Source organism: Reinekea marina, assembly GCF_030409715.1.
Classification (GTDB): domain Bacteria; phylum Pseudomonadota; class Gammaproteobacteria; order Pseudomonadales; family Natronospirillaceae; genus Reinekea; species Reinekea marina.
In genome coordinates this window covers 2,848,811-2,868,447 of sequence record NZ_JAUFQI010000001.1, presented here as the reverse complement: position 1 = coordinate 2,868,447, position 19,637 = coordinate 2,848,811, and the positions used below count along the sequence as shown (strand labels likewise).

General features: G+C 41.9%; 29 protein-coding genes and 1 pseudogene. 22 read left to right on the top strand and 8 right to left on the bottom strand.

Annotated features, from left to right (window positions below):
- Nucleotide 1 precedes the first annotated feature (1 nt).
- Nucleotides 2-910: a carbohydrate kinase family protein gene (locus QWZ13_RS15790; RefSeq protein ID WP_290282617.1), complete on the bottom strand. Its 909-nt coding sequence runs from the start codon at nt 908-910 to the stop codon at nt 2-4.
- Between QWZ13_RS15790 and QWZ13_RS15785 the strand changes: the two genes are divergently transcribed.
- Nucleotides 873-1,022, top strand: coding sequence for a hypothetical protein (locus QWZ13_RS15785; protein WP_290282616.1), 150 nt, complete (start codon nt 873-875; stop codon nt 1,020-1,022). The two genes, QWZ13_RS15790 and QWZ13_RS15785, sit on opposite strands and share 38 nt — an antisense overlap.
- A 3-nt stretch (nt 1,023-1,025) precedes the next feature.
- Here the strand turns inward: QWZ13_RS15785 and QWZ13_RS15780 are convergent, their stop codons facing one another.
- Nucleotides 1,026-1,655, bottom strand: a complete 630-nt coding sequence (locus tag QWZ13_RS15780) for an arylesterase (protein WP_290282615.1) — start codon at nt 1,653-1,655, stop codon at nt 1,026-1,028.
- Here QWZ13_RS15780 and QWZ13_RS15775 point away from each other — a divergent pair.
- From QWZ13_RS15775 to QWZ13_RS15765, 3 genes are all read left to right on the top strand, one after another.
- The gene (locus QWZ13_RS15775; protein WP_216000099.1) at nt 1,654-2,343 is read left to right on the top strand and encodes an ABC transporter ATP-binding protein; all 690 of its coding nucleotides are present in this window, start codon (nt 1,654-1,656) and stop codon (nt 2,341-2,343) included. The genes QWZ13_RS15780 and QWZ13_RS15775 overlap by 2 nt on opposite strands.
- A complete protein-coding gene (locus QWZ13_RS15770; RefSeq protein WP_290282614.1) occupies nt 2,340-4,844 on the top strand; it encodes an ABC transporter permease in 2,505 nt (834 codons plus the stop codon). The genes QWZ13_RS15775 and QWZ13_RS15770 overlap by 4 nt, the downstream gene beginning before the upstream one ends.
- Nucleotides 4,845-5,037: 193 nt before the next feature.
- Nucleotides 5,038-5,661 (top strand): peroxiredoxin, encoded by a 624-nt coding sequence (locus tag QWZ13_RS15765; RefSeq protein ID WP_216000101.1) that lies wholly within the window; start codon nt 5,038-5,040, stop codon nt 5,659-5,661.
- Here QWZ13_RS15765 and QWZ13_RS15760 read toward each other — a convergent pair.
- Nucleotides 5,635-5,790: a hypothetical protein gene (locus QWZ13_RS15760; protein WP_290282613.1), complete on the bottom strand. Its 156-nt coding sequence runs from the start codon at nt 5,788-5,790 to the stop codon at nt 5,635-5,637. The two genes, QWZ13_RS15765 and QWZ13_RS15760, sit on opposite strands and share 27 nt — an antisense overlap.
- Before the next feature lie 167 nt (nt 5,791-5,957).
- Here QWZ13_RS15760 and QWZ13_RS15755 point away from each other — a divergent pair, with 167 nt between their 5' ends.
- From QWZ13_RS15755 to QWZ13_RS15735, 5 genes are all read left to right on the top strand, one after another.
- The gene (locus QWZ13_RS15755; RefSeq protein WP_290282612.1) at nt 5,958-6,416 is read left to right on the top strand and encodes a hypothetical protein; all 459 of its coding nucleotides are present in this window, start codon (nt 5,958-5,960) and stop codon (nt 6,414-6,416) included.
- Nucleotides 6,417-6,448: 32 nt separating this feature from the next.
- Nucleotides 6,449-6,574: a hypothetical protein gene (locus QWZ13_RS15750; RefSeq protein ID WP_290282611.1), complete on the top strand. Its 126-nt coding sequence runs from the start codon at nt 6,449-6,451 to the stop codon at nt 6,572-6,574.
- A complete protein-coding gene (locus QWZ13_RS15745) occupies nt 6,540-7,196 on the top strand; it encodes a P-loop NTPase family protein (protein ID WP_290282610.1) in 657 nt (218 codons plus the stop codon). The genes QWZ13_RS15750 and QWZ13_RS15745 overlap by 35 nt, the downstream gene beginning before the upstream one ends.
- A gap of 345 nt (nt 7,197-7,541) precedes the next feature.
- Nucleotides 7,542-7,682: a hypothetical protein gene (locus QWZ13_RS15740; RefSeq protein WP_290282609.1), complete on the top strand. Its 141-nt coding sequence runs from the start codon at nt 7,542-7,544 to the stop codon at nt 7,680-7,682.
- A gap of 57 nt (nt 7,683-7,739) precedes the next feature.
- Nucleotides 7,740-8,087, top strand: a complete 348-nt coding sequence (locus tag QWZ13_RS15735; RefSeq protein ID WP_290282608.1) for a hypothetical protein — start codon at nt 7,740-7,742, stop codon at nt 8,085-8,087.
- An 88-nt stretch (nt 8,088-8,175) separates the two neighbouring features.
- On the opposite strand, the gene QWZ13_RS15730 is transcribed toward QWZ13_RS15735, so the two are convergent.
- Nucleotides 8,176-8,340: a hypothetical protein gene (locus tag QWZ13_RS15730; RefSeq protein ID WP_290282607.1), complete on the bottom strand. Its 165-nt coding sequence runs from the start codon at nt 8,338-8,340 to the stop codon at nt 8,176-8,178.
- Between QWZ13_RS15730 and QWZ13_RS15725 the strand changes: the two genes are divergently transcribed.
- Genes QWZ13_RS15725 through QWZ13_RS15715 form a run of 3 tightly spaced genes read left to right on the top strand, consistent with a single transcriptional unit; the run spans nt 8,339 to nt 9,373 of the window.
- The gene (locus QWZ13_RS15725; RefSeq protein ID WP_290282606.1) at nt 8,339-8,626 is read left to right on the top strand and encodes a hypothetical protein; all 288 of its coding nucleotides are present in this window, start codon (nt 8,339-8,341) and stop codon (nt 8,624-8,626) included. The genes QWZ13_RS15730 and QWZ13_RS15725 overlap by 2 nt on opposite strands.
- A complete protein-coding gene (locus QWZ13_RS15720; RefSeq protein ID WP_290282605.1) occupies nt 8,623-8,781 on the top strand; it encodes a hypothetical protein in 159 nt (52 codons plus the stop codon). The genes QWZ13_RS15725 and QWZ13_RS15720 overlap by 4 nt, the downstream gene beginning before the upstream one ends.
- A gap of 31 nt (nt 8,782-8,812) precedes the next feature.
- A complete protein-coding gene (locus QWZ13_RS15715) occupies nt 8,813-9,373 on the top strand; it encodes an NADPH-dependent FMN reductase (protein ID WP_290282604.1) in 561 nt (186 codons plus the stop codon).
- Nucleotides 9,374-9,930: 557 nt separating this feature from the next.
- Here the strand turns inward: QWZ13_RS15715 and QWZ13_RS15710 are convergent.
- Nucleotides 9,931-10,059 (bottom strand): hypothetical protein, encoded by a 129-nt coding sequence (locus QWZ13_RS15710; protein ID WP_290282603.1) that lies wholly within the window; start codon nt 10,057-10,059, stop codon nt 9,931-9,933.
- Nucleotides 10,060-10,177: 118 nt separating this feature from the next.
- Here QWZ13_RS15710 and QWZ13_RS19950 point away from each other — a divergent pair.
- From QWZ13_RS19950 to QWZ13_RS15690, 5 genes and pseudogenes are all read left to right on the top strand, one after another.
- Nucleotides 10,178-10,327 (top strand): annotated as a pseudogene (locus QWZ13_RS19950) (nucleotidyltransferase family protein); the annotation flags it as partial.
- 84 nt (nt 10,328-10,411) lie between these two features.
- The gene (locus QWZ13_RS15705; protein WP_290282602.1) at nt 10,412-10,807 is read left to right on the top strand and encodes a hypothetical protein; all 396 of its coding nucleotides are present in this window, start codon (nt 10,412-10,414) and stop codon (nt 10,805-10,807) included.
- A gap of 113 nt (nt 10,808-10,920) precedes the next feature.
- Nucleotides 10,921-11,064: a hypothetical protein gene (locus QWZ13_RS15700; protein ID WP_290282601.1), complete on the top strand. Its 144-nt coding sequence runs from the start codon at nt 10,921-10,923 to the stop codon at nt 11,062-11,064.
- A gap of 82 nt (nt 11,065-11,146) precedes the next feature.
- Nucleotides 11,147-11,848: an AzlC family ABC transporter permease gene (locus tag QWZ13_RS15695; RefSeq protein WP_290282600.1), complete on the top strand. Its 702-nt coding sequence runs from the start codon at nt 11,147-11,149 to the stop codon at nt 11,846-11,848.
- Nucleotides 11,845-12,159 carry an AzlD family protein gene (locus QWZ13_RS15690; RefSeq protein WP_290282599.1) on the top strand — a complete coding sequence of 105 codons (315 nt, stop codon included), beginning with the start codon at nt 11,845-11,847 and terminating at the stop codon, nt 12,157-12,159. Before QWZ13_RS15695 ends, QWZ13_RS15690 begins: the two co-directional genes overlap by 4 nt.
- A gap of 4 nt (nt 12,160-12,163) precedes the next feature.
- On the opposite strand, the gene QWZ13_RS15685 is transcribed toward QWZ13_RS15690, so the two are convergent.
- Nucleotides 12,164-13,057 carry a LysR substrate-binding domain-containing protein gene (locus QWZ13_RS15685; protein WP_290282598.1) on the bottom strand — a complete coding sequence of 298 codons (894 nt, stop codon included), beginning with the start codon at nt 13,055-13,057 and terminating at the stop codon, nt 12,164-12,166.
- Nucleotides 13,058-13,168: 111 nt separating this feature from the next.
- Here QWZ13_RS15685 and QWZ13_RS15680 point away from each other — a divergent pair, with 111 nt between their 5' ends.
- Together QWZ13_RS15680 and cobO are read left to right on the top strand one after the other, a co-directional pair.
- Nucleotides 13,169-13,945, top strand: coding sequence for a ferredoxin--NADP reductase (locus tag QWZ13_RS15680; RefSeq protein WP_290282597.1), 777 nt, complete (start codon nt 13,169-13,171; stop codon nt 13,943-13,945).
- An 82-nt stretch (nt 13,946-14,027) separates the two neighbouring features.
- On the top strand, nt 14,028-14,651 hold the full coding sequence (cobO, locus tag QWZ13_RS15675) for a cob(I)yrinic acid a,c-diamide adenosyltransferase (RefSeq protein ID WP_290282596.1): 624 nt from the start codon (nt 14,028-14,030) through the stop codon (nt 14,649-14,651).
- Here cobO and QWZ13_RS15670 read toward each other — a convergent pair.
- Complete coding sequence (locus QWZ13_RS15670) at nt 14,648-15,631, bottom strand: LLM class flavin-dependent oxidoreductase (RefSeq protein WP_290282595.1); 984 nt, start codon at nt 15,629-15,631, stop codon at nt 14,648-14,650. The genes cobO and QWZ13_RS15670 overlap by 4 nt on opposite strands.
- Before the next feature lie 206 nt (nt 15,632-15,837).
- Here QWZ13_RS15670 and QWZ13_RS15665 point away from each other — a divergent pair, with 206 nt between their 5' ends.
- Complete coding sequence (locus QWZ13_RS15665; protein WP_290282594.1) at nt 15,838-17,208, top strand: diguanylate cyclase; 1,371 nt, start codon at nt 15,838-15,840, stop codon at nt 17,206-17,208.
- On the opposite strand, the gene QWZ13_RS15660 is transcribed toward QWZ13_RS15665, so the two are convergent.
- The gene (locus QWZ13_RS15660) at nt 17,209-17,403 is read right to left on the bottom strand and encodes a hypothetical protein (RefSeq protein ID WP_290282593.1); all 195 of its coding nucleotides are present in this window, start codon (nt 17,401-17,403) and stop codon (nt 17,209-17,211) included. It abuts the gene before it with no gap.
- Between QWZ13_RS15660 and fbp the strand changes: the two genes are divergently transcribed.
- Nucleotides 17,404-18,414: a class 1 fructose-bisphosphatase gene (gene fbp / locus QWZ13_RS15655; protein ID WP_290282592.1), complete on the top strand. Its 1,011-nt coding sequence runs from the start codon at nt 17,404-17,406 to the stop codon at nt 18,412-18,414.
- A 202-nt stretch (nt 18,415-18,616) separates the two neighbouring features.
- Complete coding sequence (locus QWZ13_RS15650; protein ID WP_216000112.1) at nt 18,617-19,570, top strand: acetyl-CoA carboxylase carboxyltransferase subunit alpha; 954 nt, start codon at nt 18,617-18,619, stop codon at nt 19,568-19,570.
- The last annotated feature ends 67 nt before the right edge of the window (nt 19,571-19,637 follow it).

Here is a 19,637-nt window from a genome sequence, read left to right as displayed (position 1 = left end):
CTTAGCTCTCCAAATCATCTAGCGTTGGCAAGGCCGTGAACGCACCTTGACGGGCCACCGTAAAGGCTCCACATTTGCTTGCGAAAACAGTCATAGCCTCTAATGTAGATTGGCTTGCAATGGCTTTGCGTATATCACTTTGTTCTGAGAGGGCAAATAAGAAACCGCCGGTAAAGGCATCGCCCGCTGCAGTTGTATCTTTTACTTCTGTATCGGGCGGTGAAATTTCAGAGTAGATGCCCTTGGCTAAAATCTTTATCGGGTTGCCAGCGTCTGTGAGTAAAATAACTTTAGCTCCCAGACCAATAACTGTTTTCACAAAGGCTGCTTCACCTTCGGGCTCCAGAAAATCGAGTTCTTCCTTTGATACCTTTACGATGTCAACGTGTTCGAAACAGGCTCTAATACGCTCTTTATCAATGACATTGTTAGGCCACAAGTTATGGCGAAGGTTTACATCGAAACTGACTAAACAGCCTTGCTTACGGGCGCGCTCTAACGCGAACAAAGTGGTAGCGGCTATGTTTTCATCGGTTAAGGTGTTTGAGCAAAAATGGAATATGTTTGCGTCTCGAAACCAAATGTCTTTTATATCTTGGGGAGTGACTAATAAGTCGGCACTTTTATCACGGTAAAACTCAAATGAACGCTCTCCGGTTTCATCTAGCATGACAAAGGCAAGTGCGGTTTTAGCCGAAGCATGCGTCATCAGGTGTGCAGTATCTACTTCATAGGTATCGAGGGCATTTTTAAGAAACTGACCGAAGCTATCATTGCCTACTTGTCCGGCGAACCGAGCATCACCGCCGAGTTTAGCAATAGCCACCGCAACATTAGCCGGTGCTCCCCCTGGAAATTGACGAAACTCAGGAATGGCAAGCGGCCCTTCGGCTTGCGAGCCAGTATTCAAAAAATCTATCAAAGCTTCACCGAAACAAAGAACTGCCGCCATAAATACTCCTAGCATAAAAAGTGGATGGTTAATGACGCTGATTGTAATCGAATTCTTCGCTTATTCTTAGCCCCTAATCGGTAATAAAGGGTAAGACGTTATTAAGAATGAGCGGTTGCGCTTGGGCAGTAGGGTGTAAACCATCGGCTTGCATGTATTCATCGTAGCCTGCAACACCTTCCAGCAAAAAGGGTAGGTAGCCAGTTTCATACTCATTAGCAAGCACGGCATATTGATTAAAAAAGGGTTCGGTATAACGTTTGCCGAAATTTGGCGGTAAGCGAATGCCCAACAAGACAACCTCGGCACCTTGATTTTGCGCTAGAGAGATCATTTTTCTTAAGTTTTCAGTGGTCTGATTGATAGGGTAGCCACGTAAACCATCATTAGCGCCCAGTTCAATCATGACGATGTCTGGTTGGGTTTCGGATAATAGTGCAGGCAATCGGTCTAACCCACCTTTAGAGGTTTCACCGCTGATGCTGCTGTTTACTACAGTAACGCCTTCGCCAAGTTGCTTGGCCATTAGGGTTACCCAAGTTTGCTCTGGAAGCATACCGTAACCAGCCGATAAGCTATCACCATGAACTAAAATGGTCTTAGCGTGACTAATGGGACTGAATAAAAGCAGTAAAAATGAACAAACTAGGGCAACAATTCCCTTATTCTTATGTGCAAATATATTTTGGATGGCTATTTTCATGACAACTCAGACCGATGTAATAATTCAGACACAAGATCTTAAACAGGAAGTACCGAATCGGGAAGGGGCATTAGTCATTCTCAAAGGTATAAATATGGCAATTTATTCTGGAGAGAGTATCGCCATTGTAGGTGTCTCAGGGTCTGGTAAATCTACATTGCTCGGAATGTTGGCGGGGTTAGATACTCCCAGTAGTGGGCACATTCACGTTGCTGGTCAAGATATTACTCAAATGGACGAAGAAGGCCGTGCGCTGTTACGTGGTGAAAAGGTGAGTTTTGTGTTTCAAAACTTTCAGTTGTTACCTAGTTTAACGGCCTTAGAAAATGTCATGTTGCCTTTAGAAGTTAAAGGACTAGCCAATCCAGATAAGCAGGCTCAATCTTGGTTAGAGCGCGTGGGGTTATCAGATCGAATAAGCCACTATCCGCAACAACTCAGTGGCGGTGAGCAGCAACGAGTGGCGGTAGCCCGTGCATTTGCAAGTGAATCGGCGATTTTGTTTGCCGATGAACCCACCGGGAATTTGGATACCACCACGGGAGATAAAATTGCCGATTTATTGTTTAGCCTAAACAAAGAACAAAAAACCACCTTGGTATTAGTCACTCATGACCCTCATCTCGCGGCAAGGTGTGATAGACAGTTTGAAATGACGGCTGGAGAATTGGTTGAGGTAACAGCATGAGTTCAAACACACGGAAAACGCTCAGTGCATTGACCGTTAAACTGCTGTGGCGAGATTGGCGTGGTGGAGAGCTCAATGTACTCATTGCGGCTTTACTGGTGGCGGTGACCACGGTAACAGGCATTGGTCTATTTTCTGACCGAATTCGTAATTCTATTTTAGACGAAGCCAGTTCTTTGTTGGCAGCCGATGCTCAAATTTCTGGTAGCCAACCAATAGAGGCGCAGTGGCAAGCCCAAGCTCAATCGTATGGATTAGAAACGGCCAATGTCATAGGGTTTCAGGCAATTGCTTTTGGGAATGATGGCAAGTTGCAATTAGCCTCTATCAAAGCGGTATCCTCTGAGTACCCACTTAAGGGTGTTCTGGAAGTGTCTAACGAGCCCTACGGTGAGGTTTCGGTTGTAACGCAAGGACCAAAACCTGGCGAAGCTTGGCTTAATTCTCGCGTTGTTGCAGCATTGGGGGTTTCTATTGGTGATGTAATCGGCGTCGGCGATACCGATTTAACTGTAACCAAAGTGCTCGTAAAAGAACCCGATAGCCAAAGTGGCGGCTTAGGGTTTTCGCCTCGAGTAATGATAAACGCCGAAGATATTGACGCCACAGGTGCTGTGCAAGTGGGCAGTCGTGTTCAATATCGTTTGTTGTTGGCAGGAGACAACATTGAGGCTTTTCAAGAAGAATGGTCTCAAATAGAGGTAGAACACCACAGATGGCGTGATGTTACAGATGCCAATGAAAGCGTGACCGAAACCTTAGAAAGAGCTGAAAGCTTTCTATTGTTAGCGGGTGCTCTTGGTGTTGTATTAGGGGGGGTGGCGTTAGCACTCGCTTCTAAACGCTACGCAAACCGCCAACTTAGTCATGTAGCCTTGTTAAAAACCTTAGGTTTAACACCCGTAAATATTTCGTGGTTATACGCTGGCAACTTAATGATTTTGGGCGCTATCGTTGTAACGCTGGGCTTGGCATTAGGTTGGTTTCTGCATTGGTCTTTCTTAGAGGTGTTTAGCGGATTATTTCCTAGAGAACTTGAACCAGCAACCGCAAGGCCGTTGCTCATTGGCGTACTGACTGGCTTTGTGTGCTTAATTGCGTTTGCTTTTCCTCCGATGTGGATGTTGCGTAATACACCACCTTCGCGAGTGCTACGATCGGACATGGCCGGCGGCACATTAAGCCAAGCAAAAACGATGATCCTAGGTGGTTTAGCGGTAATTGGTTTGGTGTATTTTTATTCAAAAAGTTTTGCAATTACGATCGCAATCGTCATAGCCGGTGCCGTAGCGGTGGTGGGCGTAAGTTTGTTGGCTCGAGCAATGATTTACTTGGCCAAAAAATTGGCCTCTCGCCTTGGTACTACGTGGCGTTTAGGCCTGGCCAGTTTGCAGCGACACAGTAGTCAAAATAGCTTTCAAATTGTGATATTTTCGATGTCGCTCATGTTGCTGTTTATTTTAACGTTATTACGAACAAGCTTGTTATCGCAATGGCAAGACCAGCTGCCAGAAGGCACGCCGAACCACTTTGCTTTTAATATCTTTGAAGAGGACCGTGCCGGTTTAGAGTCGATCTTTGAGCGCAATGACATTCAATCTACGCCTTTTTACCCAATGATTCGCGGGCGCTTAACTTATGTCAATGAAGAGTCTATTGCCGACAGAGTAGAGCGCTTAAAGCCCGATGGCGATGATTTCAGGCGAGAACTCAATAATACTTGGTCAAACACGCTGGCAGAAGACAACGAAGTTGTAGAAGGCGAATGGTTCGATGCCGAAGATGCTACTAAAAATCTAGTGTCGGTTGAGCAAGATTACGCAAAAGCATTGAATATTCAAATAGGTGATGAGCTGACCTTTTCTTTTGGTGGCCAAGAGGTAAAAGTTGAAGTTGATAACCTAAGAACAGTTCAATGGGATAGCTTATCGCCAAACTTTTATATCATTTTTAGCGCGCCTATTTTAGGTGGCGCAGGCGCGGCTAATTTAACCAGCTTTTACTTGGATGAATCTCAAAAGCCATTGCTGGTTGAAATTTTACAAGCCTACCCCACCATAACAGTCATTGAAGTGGATGCCATCATTGAGCAGATTCAAGGCATCGTGTCGCAAGTGACCCTGGCGATTGAGTTTATTTTATCGCTAGTGTTGATAGCGGGGTTGATCGTATTAATCGCCAGTGTGCAAGCTACGCTAGACAGCCGATTAAAAGAGAGTGCCATTTTGCGTACATTAGGAGCAAAAGCTCAGTTAATAAGGGGCTCTTTAGCTATTGAGTTCATAGCATTGGGCACCTTGGCCGTAGTATTAGCCGTACTAGGCGCTGAAACAACTCTGTATTTCTTACAAACAGAGCTGCTTAACATTGAATACCAGCCAAGTTACGGTCTTTGGGTATTGGGGCCAGTATGCGGCGGCATCTTAATTGGATTAGTGGGCAGCTTGTCTACCCGAAAGGTAGTCAAAGTAGCGCCGATGACCGTATTAAGGCAACTTTAGTTAAGTTGGCAATGTTAATAGAAACTATGCCACTGATAGCCAGTTGCTATGATAGTTATAGCTTGTATTGACAAGCATTTTCACATGGAATCAGTTAAAGTAGCTGCCCTCGAATTAAGACAGAAGTGCTGTTGGGAGTTAAGCAGCACTTTTATAATAAAGTAACCATCAATACTTTAAATGGAGAATAAATATGAGCGTATTATTAGGTCGTAAAGCACCCGATTTCACAGCACCAGCGGTACTGGGCAATGGCGAAATTGTTGATTCCTTCAACCTTGCTGAAACTATCAAAGGTAAATATGCCTTGGTATTTTTCTACCCACTAGACTTCACGTTTGTATGCCCATCTGAGTTGATCGCACTTGATCACCGCATGGCGAAACTGAAAGAGCTAGGTGTTGAAGTGATGGCCGTTTCTGTAGATTCACACTTCACGCATAACGCATGGCGCAACACGCCAGTAAACGAAGGTGGTATTGGTCAAGTTCAATACACCATGGTTGGCGACATGAACCACGACATCTGTAAGTCTTTCGGTGTTGAATCTATCGGTGGCGACAGCTATTACCCAGCAGGCGTTTCTTTCCGCGCTTCTTTCGTTATCGACAAGAGCGGCGTTGTACGCGCACAGCACATGAACGATGAGCCAATTGGTCGTAACATCGACGAGCTAGTACGTGTTGTAGAAGCCCTTCAGTTCTTCGAAGAAAACGGACACGTTTGCCCAGCAGGCTGGAACAAAGGTGACGCAGGCATGGTTAACACACCAGACGGCGTTGCAGAATACCTAGCTGGAAACTCTGACAAGCTTTAATAGCTGTTGAGTTTTAGAGTTAGAAAACAAACCCGCTTCGGCGGGTTTTTTTGTGGGCATACATATCTTTTGCTTATGATCGTAAGTTAACGTAAATAACAAAAACTCGAACACGCTTATATATCCCATAAAATTTTTATTTTGAAAGCGTGTTTTTACGAGATGATTAATTTGACAGGTTAAGGTGGAGGCCTTATGTTAAAACTAATTAATCGGTGTTTTTAAGTTATTCTGAATTTAAACATACGGTCACCGTAAAAATAGTTTGTAGGTAAATAATAAGCTGTTAGGAAATAATGAAAATAGACAACTCAGTCATTCGAAAAGTCATAGGTGTTCTCATTGCGCCATGGTTATACATTGTTGTTTGGACTGTGCCTGCTTTAGAACATTCTGAGTTGCAAAAATGGGTGGTTATAAACACCTTTTTTGCATACGTAGTATTTTTAGCCTTTGCAGGCATATCTCACTTGGTTCTGAAGAAACTAAATGCCACAAATATGTGGTCATATTGTGCTGTAATGTTTGTAGTAGCTGTAACGTTGGATATAGCCTTATCGCTTTGGTTATTAAGTGGCTACACATCTAGCTATTATTCACAAACCCTTGTTGTAGAGTATGGCTCAATTACTGCCGCTGGCTACATGCTTCTATTAAAAGATGCTTTAATAAACGGCATTATTTCATCTGGAGTTATGGCAATATTTTGGTTTGTCTCAATATTTAAGCAAAGTAGCAAGGTGATCAATGCTTAACAAACACATCATAACCGCTCCATTTCATTGAGTTGGAGTTCGCTGAAGCTCCGCCTTTTAGGTTACAGCTAAGCATTCACCTCATTCCACGTGTTCTGCGAGCGTTACACCTTAAGGGATTGTATGGATCTATTGCTAATCGAAGGATTGCCAGGTAGTGGAAAAAGCACACTGGCAAAGCAACTATATGATGGGGCTCAAGTTGATGGAGTTGGGTCAAGCTGGTACCTAGAAGAGTCAGCAGATCACCCAATTCACCCTGCCTTTATTAAGCATGATAAATACAAAAAGACTTTCCCTGAACTTTGCTTAAAGCAGTGGGCGAAATTTGTTTCTGATAATAAGGGTAGTGATCATCTTTTTATCTTTGAGGGGAGCCTATTTCAAAGCACGGTTCGTTTCATGCTAGAGGGTAGGAACCAAAAATTAGTGGCTGACTATTACAGTGAATGCCAACGTATACTAGCCGATGTAAATCCTAAGTTGATTTACTTGCGTCCAAGTAACGTGGAGTCTCACATTGAATGGGTTATGGAGCATCGCGGAGAAAAATGGTCTTTAAAAGTTGCTGAATATCTAGAAAAAACGCCCTATTGCTTTGAGCAGCAATGGAACGGAAAAGAATGTATGGTGTCTTTTTGGTCTAATTACGCACAGCTTTGTGATTTACTAATTGAACAAACAAGAATGCCATACCAAACTATCAATGCAGGCAATGGATATTTTGATTCCCAATATAGTGAAGAACTAAAAAGGCTGTATGTACCCGGACATCAGTAATTTGGACTTTTCTTACAGTGGATATGGAATAGATTTGGCAGTTAACCCTGGCGGGTAATTGGTGACCCCTTTACAACGACTATTTGGAATCACTTAGTGAATAAAATTATAACTTTAATATTTGTGCTTGCTGCTCCGCTTGGTTACTCAAATGAAGATTTACCTAAAGGGCTTTATAAGTCTATTCAAAACACAAGTTCTGTTGATATATCAGTGTGTTTAATAAAAAATTTAATCATTCTTGAATATACTAAATTTTCAGGCCAGAAATTTATGTTTGAAGCATCAGATAAAGATGTTGTAATAATCGAAGATTTAAAGGTTATAGATTTCACAAAGAATAACTTGAAGTCTTTAAAGATAGCTTACACCTACAGCAGTCAGTATGAAGTAGTTATAGGGAGCTTATTTATCTACGATGGTTTTCAAACAATCAATGTGTTGCCGTTCAAAATGGAAAAAATATCCGATAATTGTAGTGGTTAAATATATTATGGGTGGTTCGTTCACAGAAGCGTTTATTGACCAAGCTGGAGATGTGCATTGAACGAGGGGAACATTTCTTATACCGTACGATATGCAAAAATATTCTACTCGCGATATTTGTTTCGAATAGCATTTATAATTCTGTATATAGGATTCTTATTTATATTTTTCTCGGATCGCACTTTGTTTCAACTGATAGGGATATCAGCAATTCCTTTAATTTTTGAATTGCAGTTTTACAAATTGGAGGCATATGGGCGATTTGTTCCAATTGGGCCTATTTTAAATGTTCTGAGTAAAAAATCAGAAAATAAGAACCTGATTTACTTTGTTCATTTTGTATATATGTCATTACTGTTTTTATGCCTCACTATTTCAATAGTTCTCTACATGATAAAAGGTTAATGTCAAGTTAAAGTGAATTTTTCAGCATTCTAGCACTAGAACAAACTGGCTATGTTCTTCAATGCACGAGATATATGAACCATCTTTTTTAGCAGCGGTTAAATAAACGGCTAACAAGAGTCAATGAGAGTACTCTGTGTAAATAAACAACTTTCGTGAACAAGATAGCGCTCGCGCCAGGCAATGACGAAATACAATGTAGATGAATTATGATTTTTGAGAAAATGCACAGAAAAGTAGCTTTGATTTGCATGGCACTGACACCAATTGGATTTCTTCTTGGTGGTACAATTGAAATTTCAGATCGTAATGCGCTTGCAGCTAATTATTTTCTACTGATTGGCGCTATTTACATGCTGTTTTATTGCCTACTTAGAATTGAAAAAGGAAGCATTAAGCTATTAGGAGGAGTACATATACTTAATAGGAAGGAAGAGCCTGTTATTTTTTGGCTATATACCAGTATGTTAATTTTTCTTTTTTCTAAAATAATAGTCATTACGTTACCACGGCTACTTCTAGTGCAAATGGTCGCGTGAAACGAGAGGGCCTCCTTATTTTCCGTTTAAGATGCAACTATCTTTTTGGACAGATTACGTACAACTTTGTGATTCGCTCAAATTACATAAAAACATGCCATACTAATGATGTAGCTTTTGTAAATACCAAATTTCGAAACTGTATGAAGCGCTAAGATGAAGCAGGAAATTTAATAAGTGTATATTTTGATCGTTAGCTCTAGTCAAGACCCAAATAGTAGAAGCCGCATACTGGCCAAGCAATGTCAGGCAACATTAGAAACACTGGCGATAGATACGAAATTTGTAGATCTAGACGAACTCAATATCCCAAATTTCGACAACAATACAATATATGAGTCTTCTCAATATAAGTATTTACACGCAATTACTAAAGATGCTGTAGGCATAGTGTTGTGTAGCCCAACCTATAATTGGGGTACTTGTTCAGAGTTAAAAAAATACATCGAATACGTTGGCTCAACAGACGAACAGCATGTTGGTGCGCTTTTCGATAAGGTAATCACCTTTGTAAATTCAGCAGGTCTTCCACATAGCTATATGGCGCACACCCCACTAGCCAACTCGCTCATGTTAGACTTTAAATGCATTATTAACCCTTACAATGTATATGTGCATGATCGACATTGGGTTAATGGAATGCTTTCTGAGGAACGGAAACCCCGCTTGGTAAAGTCAATGCAAGTCATGCATGAGCTTTGTGCTTTGCTCGAAGGGCGAACTTATAAATCGGAGTGGGAAATCTAGTCAATTTAATGTCTAGGTGTCATTGTATATCAGTCGGAAATTATTCAATTAAAATATGCATCATATAATTTAAATTGAGTGACCCATTCACAATTTTAAAACTACCAGTCTATTTATAGACCTTTTAACCTAAAATTAAAAGATTTTTAGCCATACTGCCTTCGGTATTTTTTGCCCGACTTAAGTCGCATGGGTTACCACCATCTTTGAAAATTTAGAGCTTGAAAAAGTAGGTATGACAACTTGGTCTGGTAATCCTAGATTGATCAGCATTGCGAAAAGTATCAGCTTTAAAATAGAAGGAGCACTTAGAAAGGTTGGATACTTTATTGGCGTCTAGTACGACTCGATAAAATTAGGCGTTACTATTGATGAATGGCAAGAATTGATCGTCAATAAGTCATTAGAGTTACCTCATAACAAGCCCTATGATGTAGACTAGGAATGTTAATGTTTTAAAATAAGGAAGATATGAATTATATTTTATTCTCAGTCATTTCACTGGCACTTGTAGTTTATGCTTTTTTTGTTGCCCAGAAAGCTTATTCGGATTGTTTTTATAAGCGCTTATTTTGGTATGTGGTCATTTTTTGCTTGCCGCTTTTAGGGGCAATAATTGCAATTGTGCAATGTAAAAAAGTACCACCTCGAACCAAGGTGGAAAGTAAAGTGCAGACAGAAATCATAAATGCCTATTCGAATTTGGAGAAATCTAATAGCAAAATCTCTTAGTTAAAAATTAAGATGGATTGTATGCTGTAAAATATCACACAACAAATTACCATTAATTTGTAAAGGAAAGCTGTGAAAGAGCTAGTAAGTGAAATTGTTTTAGATCTTCAAATGAAATACGACCCTGAGTTTATCATTCTTTATGGGTCAGTTGCTCGCGGGGATTATTCAGGCGATAGTGATATTGATATAGCTTGTTTTTGCAGGGCAACTGATGTCTCTAAAGATGTAAGGCTATTTAATGGAAGAAAACTTGATTGCTGGATCTATGCTTTAAAAGAAGCGGTACCAAAGAAAAAAGAGTTTTTGCGTTTTGTAGGTGGTGAACTACTGATAGATAAGTCAGGTCAAGGTGAAAATTTTTTGAAGGAAGTGACAGACTTTTATAGTGCTGGTCCAGAGCCGCTTAAGCCTGATGCGAGAAAGCACCTTGTTGAATGGTCTTTAAATATGGTCCAAAGAGCATCAGGACAATCATTTGAAGCAAGCTATCGGCGAACTTTGTTGCTGTGTCAGTTGTTAGAAGTGTATTTTGAACTTCGAGATCACTGGTTTTTAGGCTCTAAACTTAGTTTTAGTTGGCTTAAAGAAAAGGACTGTGAGGCTTACAATTTATTTGAAACAGCATTCAACGAACCCACTAATTTGGAAGCTTTGAAAAAATTAGTCATTGTCACTATCAATACAGATCGAAGTGACTAAATATGCTCGAAAGTTCTCAAAACTGCACGTCAAAATTTCACAAGTAAACTAAATGCACGCACTTTTTGATTTAGACGACAATGTCCAAGACAAGTCAGCAAGCTTAAAGTTGTGTGCAGTATCAATCTATTGAAAATTTGTTAATGGGCAAGTCAATTCTAGGCAAACCATCTAAGCACAAGCTAGAGTTCGTAGATTATCAACTTAAAACCTTCGCAGATTTTACCAATATTTGGCAAGCTATGACAAAAAGCTGATGCAGTTCGTTTGTATGTGGCGTAGCATTGAAGCTCGTCAGTATTTAAATGTCATCTCCTATTTAAGTAGAGCTTTTTATCCATGTCTCAAGCACAACAACACATCACTAGCCGCCTAATCTACCAAGGCTTTGTACAACTGCTACCAATATCCATATTTGTCATCGCCTTTGGGTTGGCTTTCGGGTTGGCAGCCACGCAACACGGGTTAACGAACAGTGCCATTCTTGCCATGAGTGCCTTTGTGTTTGCGGGTGCTTCTCAATTCGCTACCTTAGATTTATGGGGCGCTGAAATCGCAATTATCCCAGTGATGATTACGGTATTTGCCATTAATGCACGCCATTTATTAATGGGGGCATCTTTGCATCAGCATATTGCACACCTCTCTGTTACCAAACGCTATGGCGCGATGATGTTGGTGACCGATGCTAACTGGGCCATGAGTTTACAAGCCATCAACAATGGCAAGCAGGGCTTGGGTATTTTAATCGGTGGCGGTATTGCGTTGTGGTTGTGTTGGTTGTTAGGCACTTGGTTGGGGTTATATTTTGGCAGTGCGATAAAAGACCCAGTAAGTTTAGGGTTAGATATGGTGATGGCGTGCTTTTTATTATCGATGGTCGCAGGCGGAAAAGTAGACGTTAAAATTATCGTAATATGGAGTGCCGCCGCATTGAGTTCGTTGTTGGCTTATTGGTATTTACCACCGAATAGTCATGTCATTGTGGGTGCGTTAGTGGGTGGCTTTATAGGTGCGTTTTGGTTGGGTAAAAAAGCATGATGATTGAAACGGCTGGGCTAGGTGCATTTATTGTGATTGCCATCATGACTTTAGTGACGCTTGTTACTCGTTGGGGCGGTGTGTTCATTATGGGTTTTGTGCCCATTAGCTATCGAGTAAAGCAATTTATTAACGCCATGTCGGGTTCAGTTTTGATAGCGTTGTTAACTCCCTTGGCGATAGAAGGCGATGTGGGCGCTAAGCTAGCATTGCTCACCACGGCGGTTACGATGGGTGTAGTCAAGAAACCACTCATTGCTATTAGTTTGGGTATTATTGTTGCGGCCTTAACGCGGCAGTTAATAAACTAAGTTGCTAGGGGTTTACATACTCAGGTGATTGGCACAAGGCAAGCCACTTCTCGATGCCCGCACTTATGTACTTATCTTTGTGCAAAATAAAATATAAGTTGCGTTCGAAGTTACGGCTGGGTACGGCTAGGGGCACCAATGTGCCGCGCTTAAAAGCATCTTCGAGCGTTATTTTTGATAAACAGCCTACGCCTAAATTGGCTTCAACGGCGCGTTTAATGGCTTCGGTGTGTTGCAGTTCTATCGCAATGGAAAGCTCAGGCAAAATGCCCCTCATGGCCCAATCGAAGGTTTGGCGGGTACCGGAACCTGGTTCTCGCAGTATCCATTGGGCGTTCAGTAAATCGGCCTCGGTGAGAGTGCCGCGTTGAGCAAGTGGGTGGTTTGGGCTGCAAAAGGCCACGAGCTCATCTTTACGCCAAAATTGAGTATCAATATCGGCATCATTGATTTCACCCTCAATTAAACCAATATCGAGCGTAAAGTTTTTCACCTTGTGCACAATGGCGGTCATGTTTTCAACTTCTAGAGAGACGGTGGCCTGTGGGTTTTCGCCCATAAACTGCGCCACAATATTCACAGCAAGATAATTACCAATTGAGAGCGACGCCCCAACTTTGATGTCGCCAATATCGGTGTGCAATCGAAAGTCGTTTTCTAAGGCTTTAGCTTGGTTAATTAGCGCCTCGGCTTTTACACGCAGTGCTTGGCCAAGTTCGTTTAATTTGAGCGATTTTCCGGCGCGATCAAACAGCTGAATATCAAACTGCTGTTCTAGCGTTTTGAGTGATTCACTGGCGGCCGATTGAGACATAGCCAGCTCTTTAGCGGCCAGCGTTAAATTCTCGTGGTGGGCCGTGGCGAGGAAAATCTCTAATTGTCTTAGGCTGTATTTCATTATCGGTATTTCCGATTATTGATATTCAATAATCCTGTTTTACAGGATATTTGTAGCTGAGTAAACTTTAGCTCACTTCAAAATTCAACATAAACCGTTAAGGGGTTGTGAATGGCCGCATTACGAAAAGAAACCGTCACCGATGTTCACCATTGGAATGATACACTTTTTAGCTTTAAAACCACGCGTGATGCTGGGTTCCGCTTTAAAAACGGTCATTTTGTGATGATCGGCTTAGAGCAAGACGATGGCCGCCCACTTATGCGTGCCTACAGCATTGCCAGTGCTAACTATGAAGAAGAGTTAGAGTTTTTCAGCATTAAAGTGCCCGATGGCCCGTTAACCTCTAAATTACAGAAAATCGAAGTGGGTGATGAAGTGGTCGTTGGGTCAAAGCCAACAGGTACTCTCATTGTAGATAACCTTTTGCCGGGTAAAAACCTGTACTTAATCAGTACTGGCACGGGCTTAGCACCCTTTATGAGTGTAATTAAAGATCCAGAAACCTATGAACAGTTCGATAAAGTGATACTCACCCACGGTGTTCGCACGGTCGATGAGTTGGCCTATAAAGATTTGATCAAAGAAGATTTGCCCAGCAATGAATATTTTGGCGAGTTAATTCAAAACCAGCTGATGTATTACCCAACGGTAACGCGTGAGTCCTATGAAAACATGGGCCGCATTACCGAGCTGATGGAATCAGGAAAGCTATTCAGCGATTTAAATTTACCGCCTATGAATACCGAAACCGACCGTTTCATGATTTGTGGCTCACCGAGCATGCTTAAAGATACCTGTAAAATATTAGATGCTCGGGGCTTTAAAGAAGCTCGCCACGGTAATGTAGGCCACTACGTTATTGAACGCGCCTTTGTTGAAAGTTAAGGCAAGTTTTTTTACCTGCAGGCTACTCAACAGCCGTTGAAAACTCACGTATGATGTCAGAAAACATCAGTTGAGTAGCTTTATGACAAACACCAATGATTTAGATAAAAAAAACCAAAAACATAAAGAAGCCATGAAAAAGCAAAAGGAGAGTGTCGATTCTTCTATTGCTCAAGCCGACGAAGAACGCGGTGTAATGATACTGCTAACCGGCAACGGTAAAGGCAAAAGTAGTTCGGGTTTTGGTATGGTGCTGCGTGCTTTAGGCTACGGCCAAAAAGTCGCTGTTATTCAGTTTATTAAAGGCCAGCAACTGTCTGGTGAAGAGCTATACCTAAAAGAAAAACTGGCCGATGAAGTAACCTTTTACCAAATGGGCACGGGCTTTACCTGGGATACCCAAGACCGCAGCGCCGATATAGCGGCGGCCGAAACCACATGGCAAGAAGCCGCAAAAGCCTTAGCCGACCCTTCTTATGATCTTGTTTTACTCGATGAAATCACGTACATGATTGGTTATAAGTATCTAGACGAAAACGTCATTTTAGATGCGTTGAAAAATAGACCCGAACACATGAGTGTGGTGGTGACCGGCCGTGGCGGCGGTAAAGGCTTAAAAGACTTAGCCGACACCGTTTCGGAAGTGAAAGACATCAAGCACGCCTATAACGCCGGTGTAAAAGCACGTCAAGGCGTTGATTACTAAAAGCTGTCTCTAAGCTCTGCCAGCAGCGTTAGGCTGTGGCTGCGGGCTTGGGCATTGTGAATAGGTATAGACACAATCAGCTCATCTACTTGAGTCATTTTTAAGAATCGAGTCAGTTTGTCTTTAACTGACTCTTTTGTTCCTACCAGTGCATAACTTAAAACATGATCAACCATTTGCTTATCGGCCAGACTCCAACGACCATCCATAGTATCTACTGGGGCAGGAAACGGCGTATTGCCGCCACTGCGCATTTGCTTAAACTTTTGTTGCACCGAGGTGAACAAATAATCCGCTTCGGCTTGGGTATCGGCTAACACAACCATGATGCCCGCCATTGAATGCGGTTTTGCATGAGACTTACTTGGGCGAAAGGTTTCACGATAAATCTGCAGCGCCTGCATAAGCTGATCGGGTGCAAAGTGCGAAGCAAATGAGTAAGGCAAGCCATAATGCGCCGCCAATTCAGCGCTGTATAAACTTGATCCTAACAACCAAAGCGGTACTTCGGTGCCTTGCCCTGGAATGGCTAAAACGGGTTGGTTGGCATCGCTAAAATAGGCTTGAAGTTCTTTAATATCGCTTGGGTAGCTGTCTACCTCGCTATCTAGATTGCGGCGTAAGGCGCGTGCCGTTTGCATATCGGTGCCGGGTGCGCGCCCTAGGCCTAAATCTACTCGACCAGGGTAAAGCTCCGCTAAGGTCCCAAATTGTTCGGCAATGACTAGGGGGGCATGGTTCGGCAGCATAACACCGCCTGCGCCAATTCGAATGTGCTTAGTGGCCGCGCCAATGTGAGATAACAAAACAGACGTCGCCGAACTCGCTACACCACGCATACCATGATGCTCGGCTAGCCAATAGCGCTTGTAATTCAACGCCTCAGCTTCTTGTGCCAATTGCCGAGTAGTGGCCAAAGCATTTTGAACCGTCTGACCTTCGGCAATGGTGGCTAAATCGAGAATAGAAAATGGAATCATAACGTTGTCAAACCAATTGAATTCAGCACTCTATATGAGGTCAGCAATCATGAGTACAAGTGATTTTGACAGGTATTCGAACTGTTTTATTCAAAATATCAACCGTGTTGCCTAGTACATTAGTCTATATTTTAACCATTGAGTGAGTTTTTTCTTATGGAATGACCCCTTTTGCTGTACTTTGGTATTGCTCACAATAATTATAAATGAAAGACCGCGGATGTTTTATGAATGAAGTTACAGTTGGCGCGCGTCGTAAGGTTCAGATAAATAAAAATCGCATAAGGGCCTATTTTTATATAGGAACGGTGGTACCGGTTTTTTTGTTTATGCTGGTGTTCACATTGACAATATCTGGGCGAATTAAAAAAGATCATAACGCTTATATCGAGCAGTTATCCAATCGCATATTAGCCGAAAAAAAGCAGTTTATTAAAAGCACGATAGACCACACCCTATACATCATCGATAGTCTTCAGCACGATATTTCTCATTCTCAAGATTCCAAAACCTTAACTGAAATTGAAAAGCAGACACTTTTGGAGTCGAATTTTCGCAACTACTTACACGGTTTAACGTTACCCGATGATGAACAGTATGTTTGGGTTAATAAAATCATAAATGAACAGGGTGGAGACGATTTTGCAATTCGGTTAATACATCCGGGTATGCCCGAAACAGAAGGTGCGTTGTTATCTACCAATGCAGAGGATATTAAGGGCGGCAAACCTTATCAGGTTGAATTAGATGGCGTACTTGCGAATGGCGAAATATTTTATAGTTACTATTTTAAAAAGAAAACGTCGGGGAAAGTAGAGCGAAAGCTATCGTATGCAAAACTGATTAAACCTTTCAACTGGGTCATTGCAACCGGAATATATTTAGATGACTTTGAGCAATATGTTGATCAAGAGCGAGCCAACTTAAACGAGAGTTTTGATGCCCAGCGTTTTTATTCTATTTTATTAATCACCTTTACCATGCTGTGTACGGCAATTTTAATCTATTTGTTTGAGCGTAATATCAACCGACTCATTTTTAGTTATGAATCTGAAATCAAAGGCTATACCGAAGAGCTAGAAAAACTTTCAACAACCGATCGGCTAACAAATCTTCATAACCGATTATTTTTAGACGAAGCCATTGAAAAGGAGTTGGCAAGGTTCCAGCGTTACGGCAATTTATTTAGCGTGGTCATGACAGATATAGACCATTTTAAGCGAGTAAACGATAATTTTGGCCATCAACAAGGAGACAATGTACTGCAGGAGTTTGCTCAAGTTTTGTTGAATAACACCCGGGAATCAGATGTCGTGGGCCGATGGGGCGGCGAAGAATTTATCATTATTTGCAAAGAATGCGATATCAATAAGGCTCTAATTTTAGCGAACGGTATAAAAGAAAAGGTAAGCGGGTTTAAATTCACTGCGGTTGAACAGTTAGAGGCCTCTTTTGGTGTTTCGAGTGTACGTGAGCAAGATTCTCTAGAGCAGTTAATCGAACGTGCTGACCGAGCATTATATAAGGCAAAGGAAGAGGGCAGAAATAAAGTTGTCGTTGAGCAATCAGCAGACTAATTATGGTTTTGTCAAAAAATAAATGACAAATGAAAGCGGGACGTGACAGATAAAACTCGGTAAGCTAAGCGCATTATAACGATAAAACAGCATCTTGACCTGATGGGCAAAAAACTCAAAAGATGGAAATGAATGCGCAGCCATAAAAAAATGACAATTTGAGTAATTATTTAAAGGCAATGTAAGGCTTATCACATGGAAATTACCAAAACGCTGGGTGAATTCATCATCGAGAAACAAGCAGATTACCCGGATGCGACGGGCGAGCTGTCCTCTATATTTTCTTCAATACGGCTTGCGGCCAAAATTGTTCACCGTGAAATAAATAAAGCAGGTTTGGCTGATATTACCGGTGCGGTGGGTAATGAGAACATTCAAGGCGAGCAACAACAAAAGTTAGATGTTATCGCTAACGATAAGTTTAAGGCCGCTTTAGCGGCGCGTGGTGTCGTATGTGGATTAGCCTCTGAAGAAGAAGATTGCTACGTACATTTTGATGACGATCGCAGTAAATTTGGAAAATATGTTGTTTTAATAGATCCGTTAGATGGCTCTTCAAATATCGATGTGAATGTTTCGGTGGGCACCATTTTCTCGGTTTACCGCCGTTTATCACCAATGGGTGAACCAGTGACCGAGGCTGACTTTCTGCAGCCTGGTGACCAGCAAGTGGCTGCGGGTTACGTGATTTATGGGTCTTCGACTATGTTGGTTTACAGTACGGGTAATGGCGTACATGGTTTCACATACGACCCAAGCTTAGGTATTTTTTGTTTATCACACGAGAATATGTGTTATCCAGAAAACGGTACCATTTATTCGGTGAACGAAGGCAACTACGTGCACTTTCATGATGGCGTTAAGCAATACATTAAATACTGCCAGATGGAAGATGCAAAAACGAATCGCCCATATACCAGCCGATACATTGGTTCATTGGTGTCGGATTTCCACAGGAATTTGATAAAAGGCGGAATATTTTTATACCCCGCTTCATCATTACACCCAACGGGCAAGTTGAGGTTGTTGTATGAGTGCAACCCGATGGCCTTTTTAGCTGAGCAAGCAGGTGGTGTGGCTATTAGTGGTGTAGAAAGCCGAACTCTAGAATTAGAGCCCAGTGAGTTGCACCAGCGAGTTCCGTTCTTTGTAGGCTCGAAAAACATGGTGAATAAACTGGAGCGATTCTTAAGAGAGTTCACCTAGCCTCACTTTATAAAATACGCCGTGCGTTAATAGTCACGGCGTACCCCTCTTTTTCCTTTATTATTTACTTTTCGTCATAGCTCAATTTTATTAGCGGCCTTGTTTGTCTTGAGCGGAATCTTTACCCTGTGTTTTATTACTCATATTATAGAAATTGTGCTTAATTCATCGTTGAATGTGGCCATAAAATACAGGAATTGTCATGAATCCCGATTATTTAGACTTTGAACAGCCCATTGCTGATCTGATATCCAAAATTGACGAACTACGTCTCGTTGGTAACCGGAATGATCTAAATATCTCTGGTGAGATTGAAAAATTAAACGCTCAGTCTATTAAATTAACTGAACAGATCTTTGGGAAATTGACTTCCTGGCAAGTATCTCAGGTGGCTCGCCACCCTAAGCGCCCTTATACATTAGATTATATTGAACGCGTATTTACCGATTTTGATGAGATGCACGGTGATCGCCACTACGCGGATGATGCGGCTATTGTAGGCGGTTTGGCTCGTTTAGATGGCCAGTCTGTCATGGTTATTGGTCACCAAAAGGGTCGTGAAGTAAAAGAAAAAGTGCTTCGAAACTTTGGTATGCCTAAACCGGAAGGTTATCGTAAAGCGTTGCGGTTAATGCAAACCGCCGAGCGATTCAATATCCCTGTACTGACACTAATCGATACTCCGGGAGCCTACCCAGGCATTGGTGCTGAAGAACGCGGTCAGTCTGAAGCAATTGCTTACAATCTATTAAAGATGTCTTCACTAAAAGTACCTGTAATTGCTACCGTAATTGGTGAAGGTGGTTCAGGCGGTGCTTTGGCACTCGGCGTGTGCGATCATTTGAATATGCTGCAATACAGTACATATTCGGTCATAACACCCGAAGGCTGTGCTTCTATTTTATGGAAAACCGCTGAGCGCGCCTCTGATGCAGCTGAAATGATGGGCATTACGGCCTCTCGCTTGTTTGAGCTTGGGTTGGTCGAAAAAGTACTCGAAGAACCATTAGGTGGTGCTCACCGTAATGTCGATGAAATGGCGAAGACGATTCAAACGGCATTAATTACCCAGTTGTCTGAGCTTAAAACTAAGCCAATAGAAAGCTTGTTGGAAGAGCGTTACGCTCGTTTGCAATCTTTCGGGTTCCAAGAATAAGTCTGTTCTTGCATTCTTCAATAAAGAATCTACATTAGCCATTAACGCTTTACTATTTTTGGCTGGC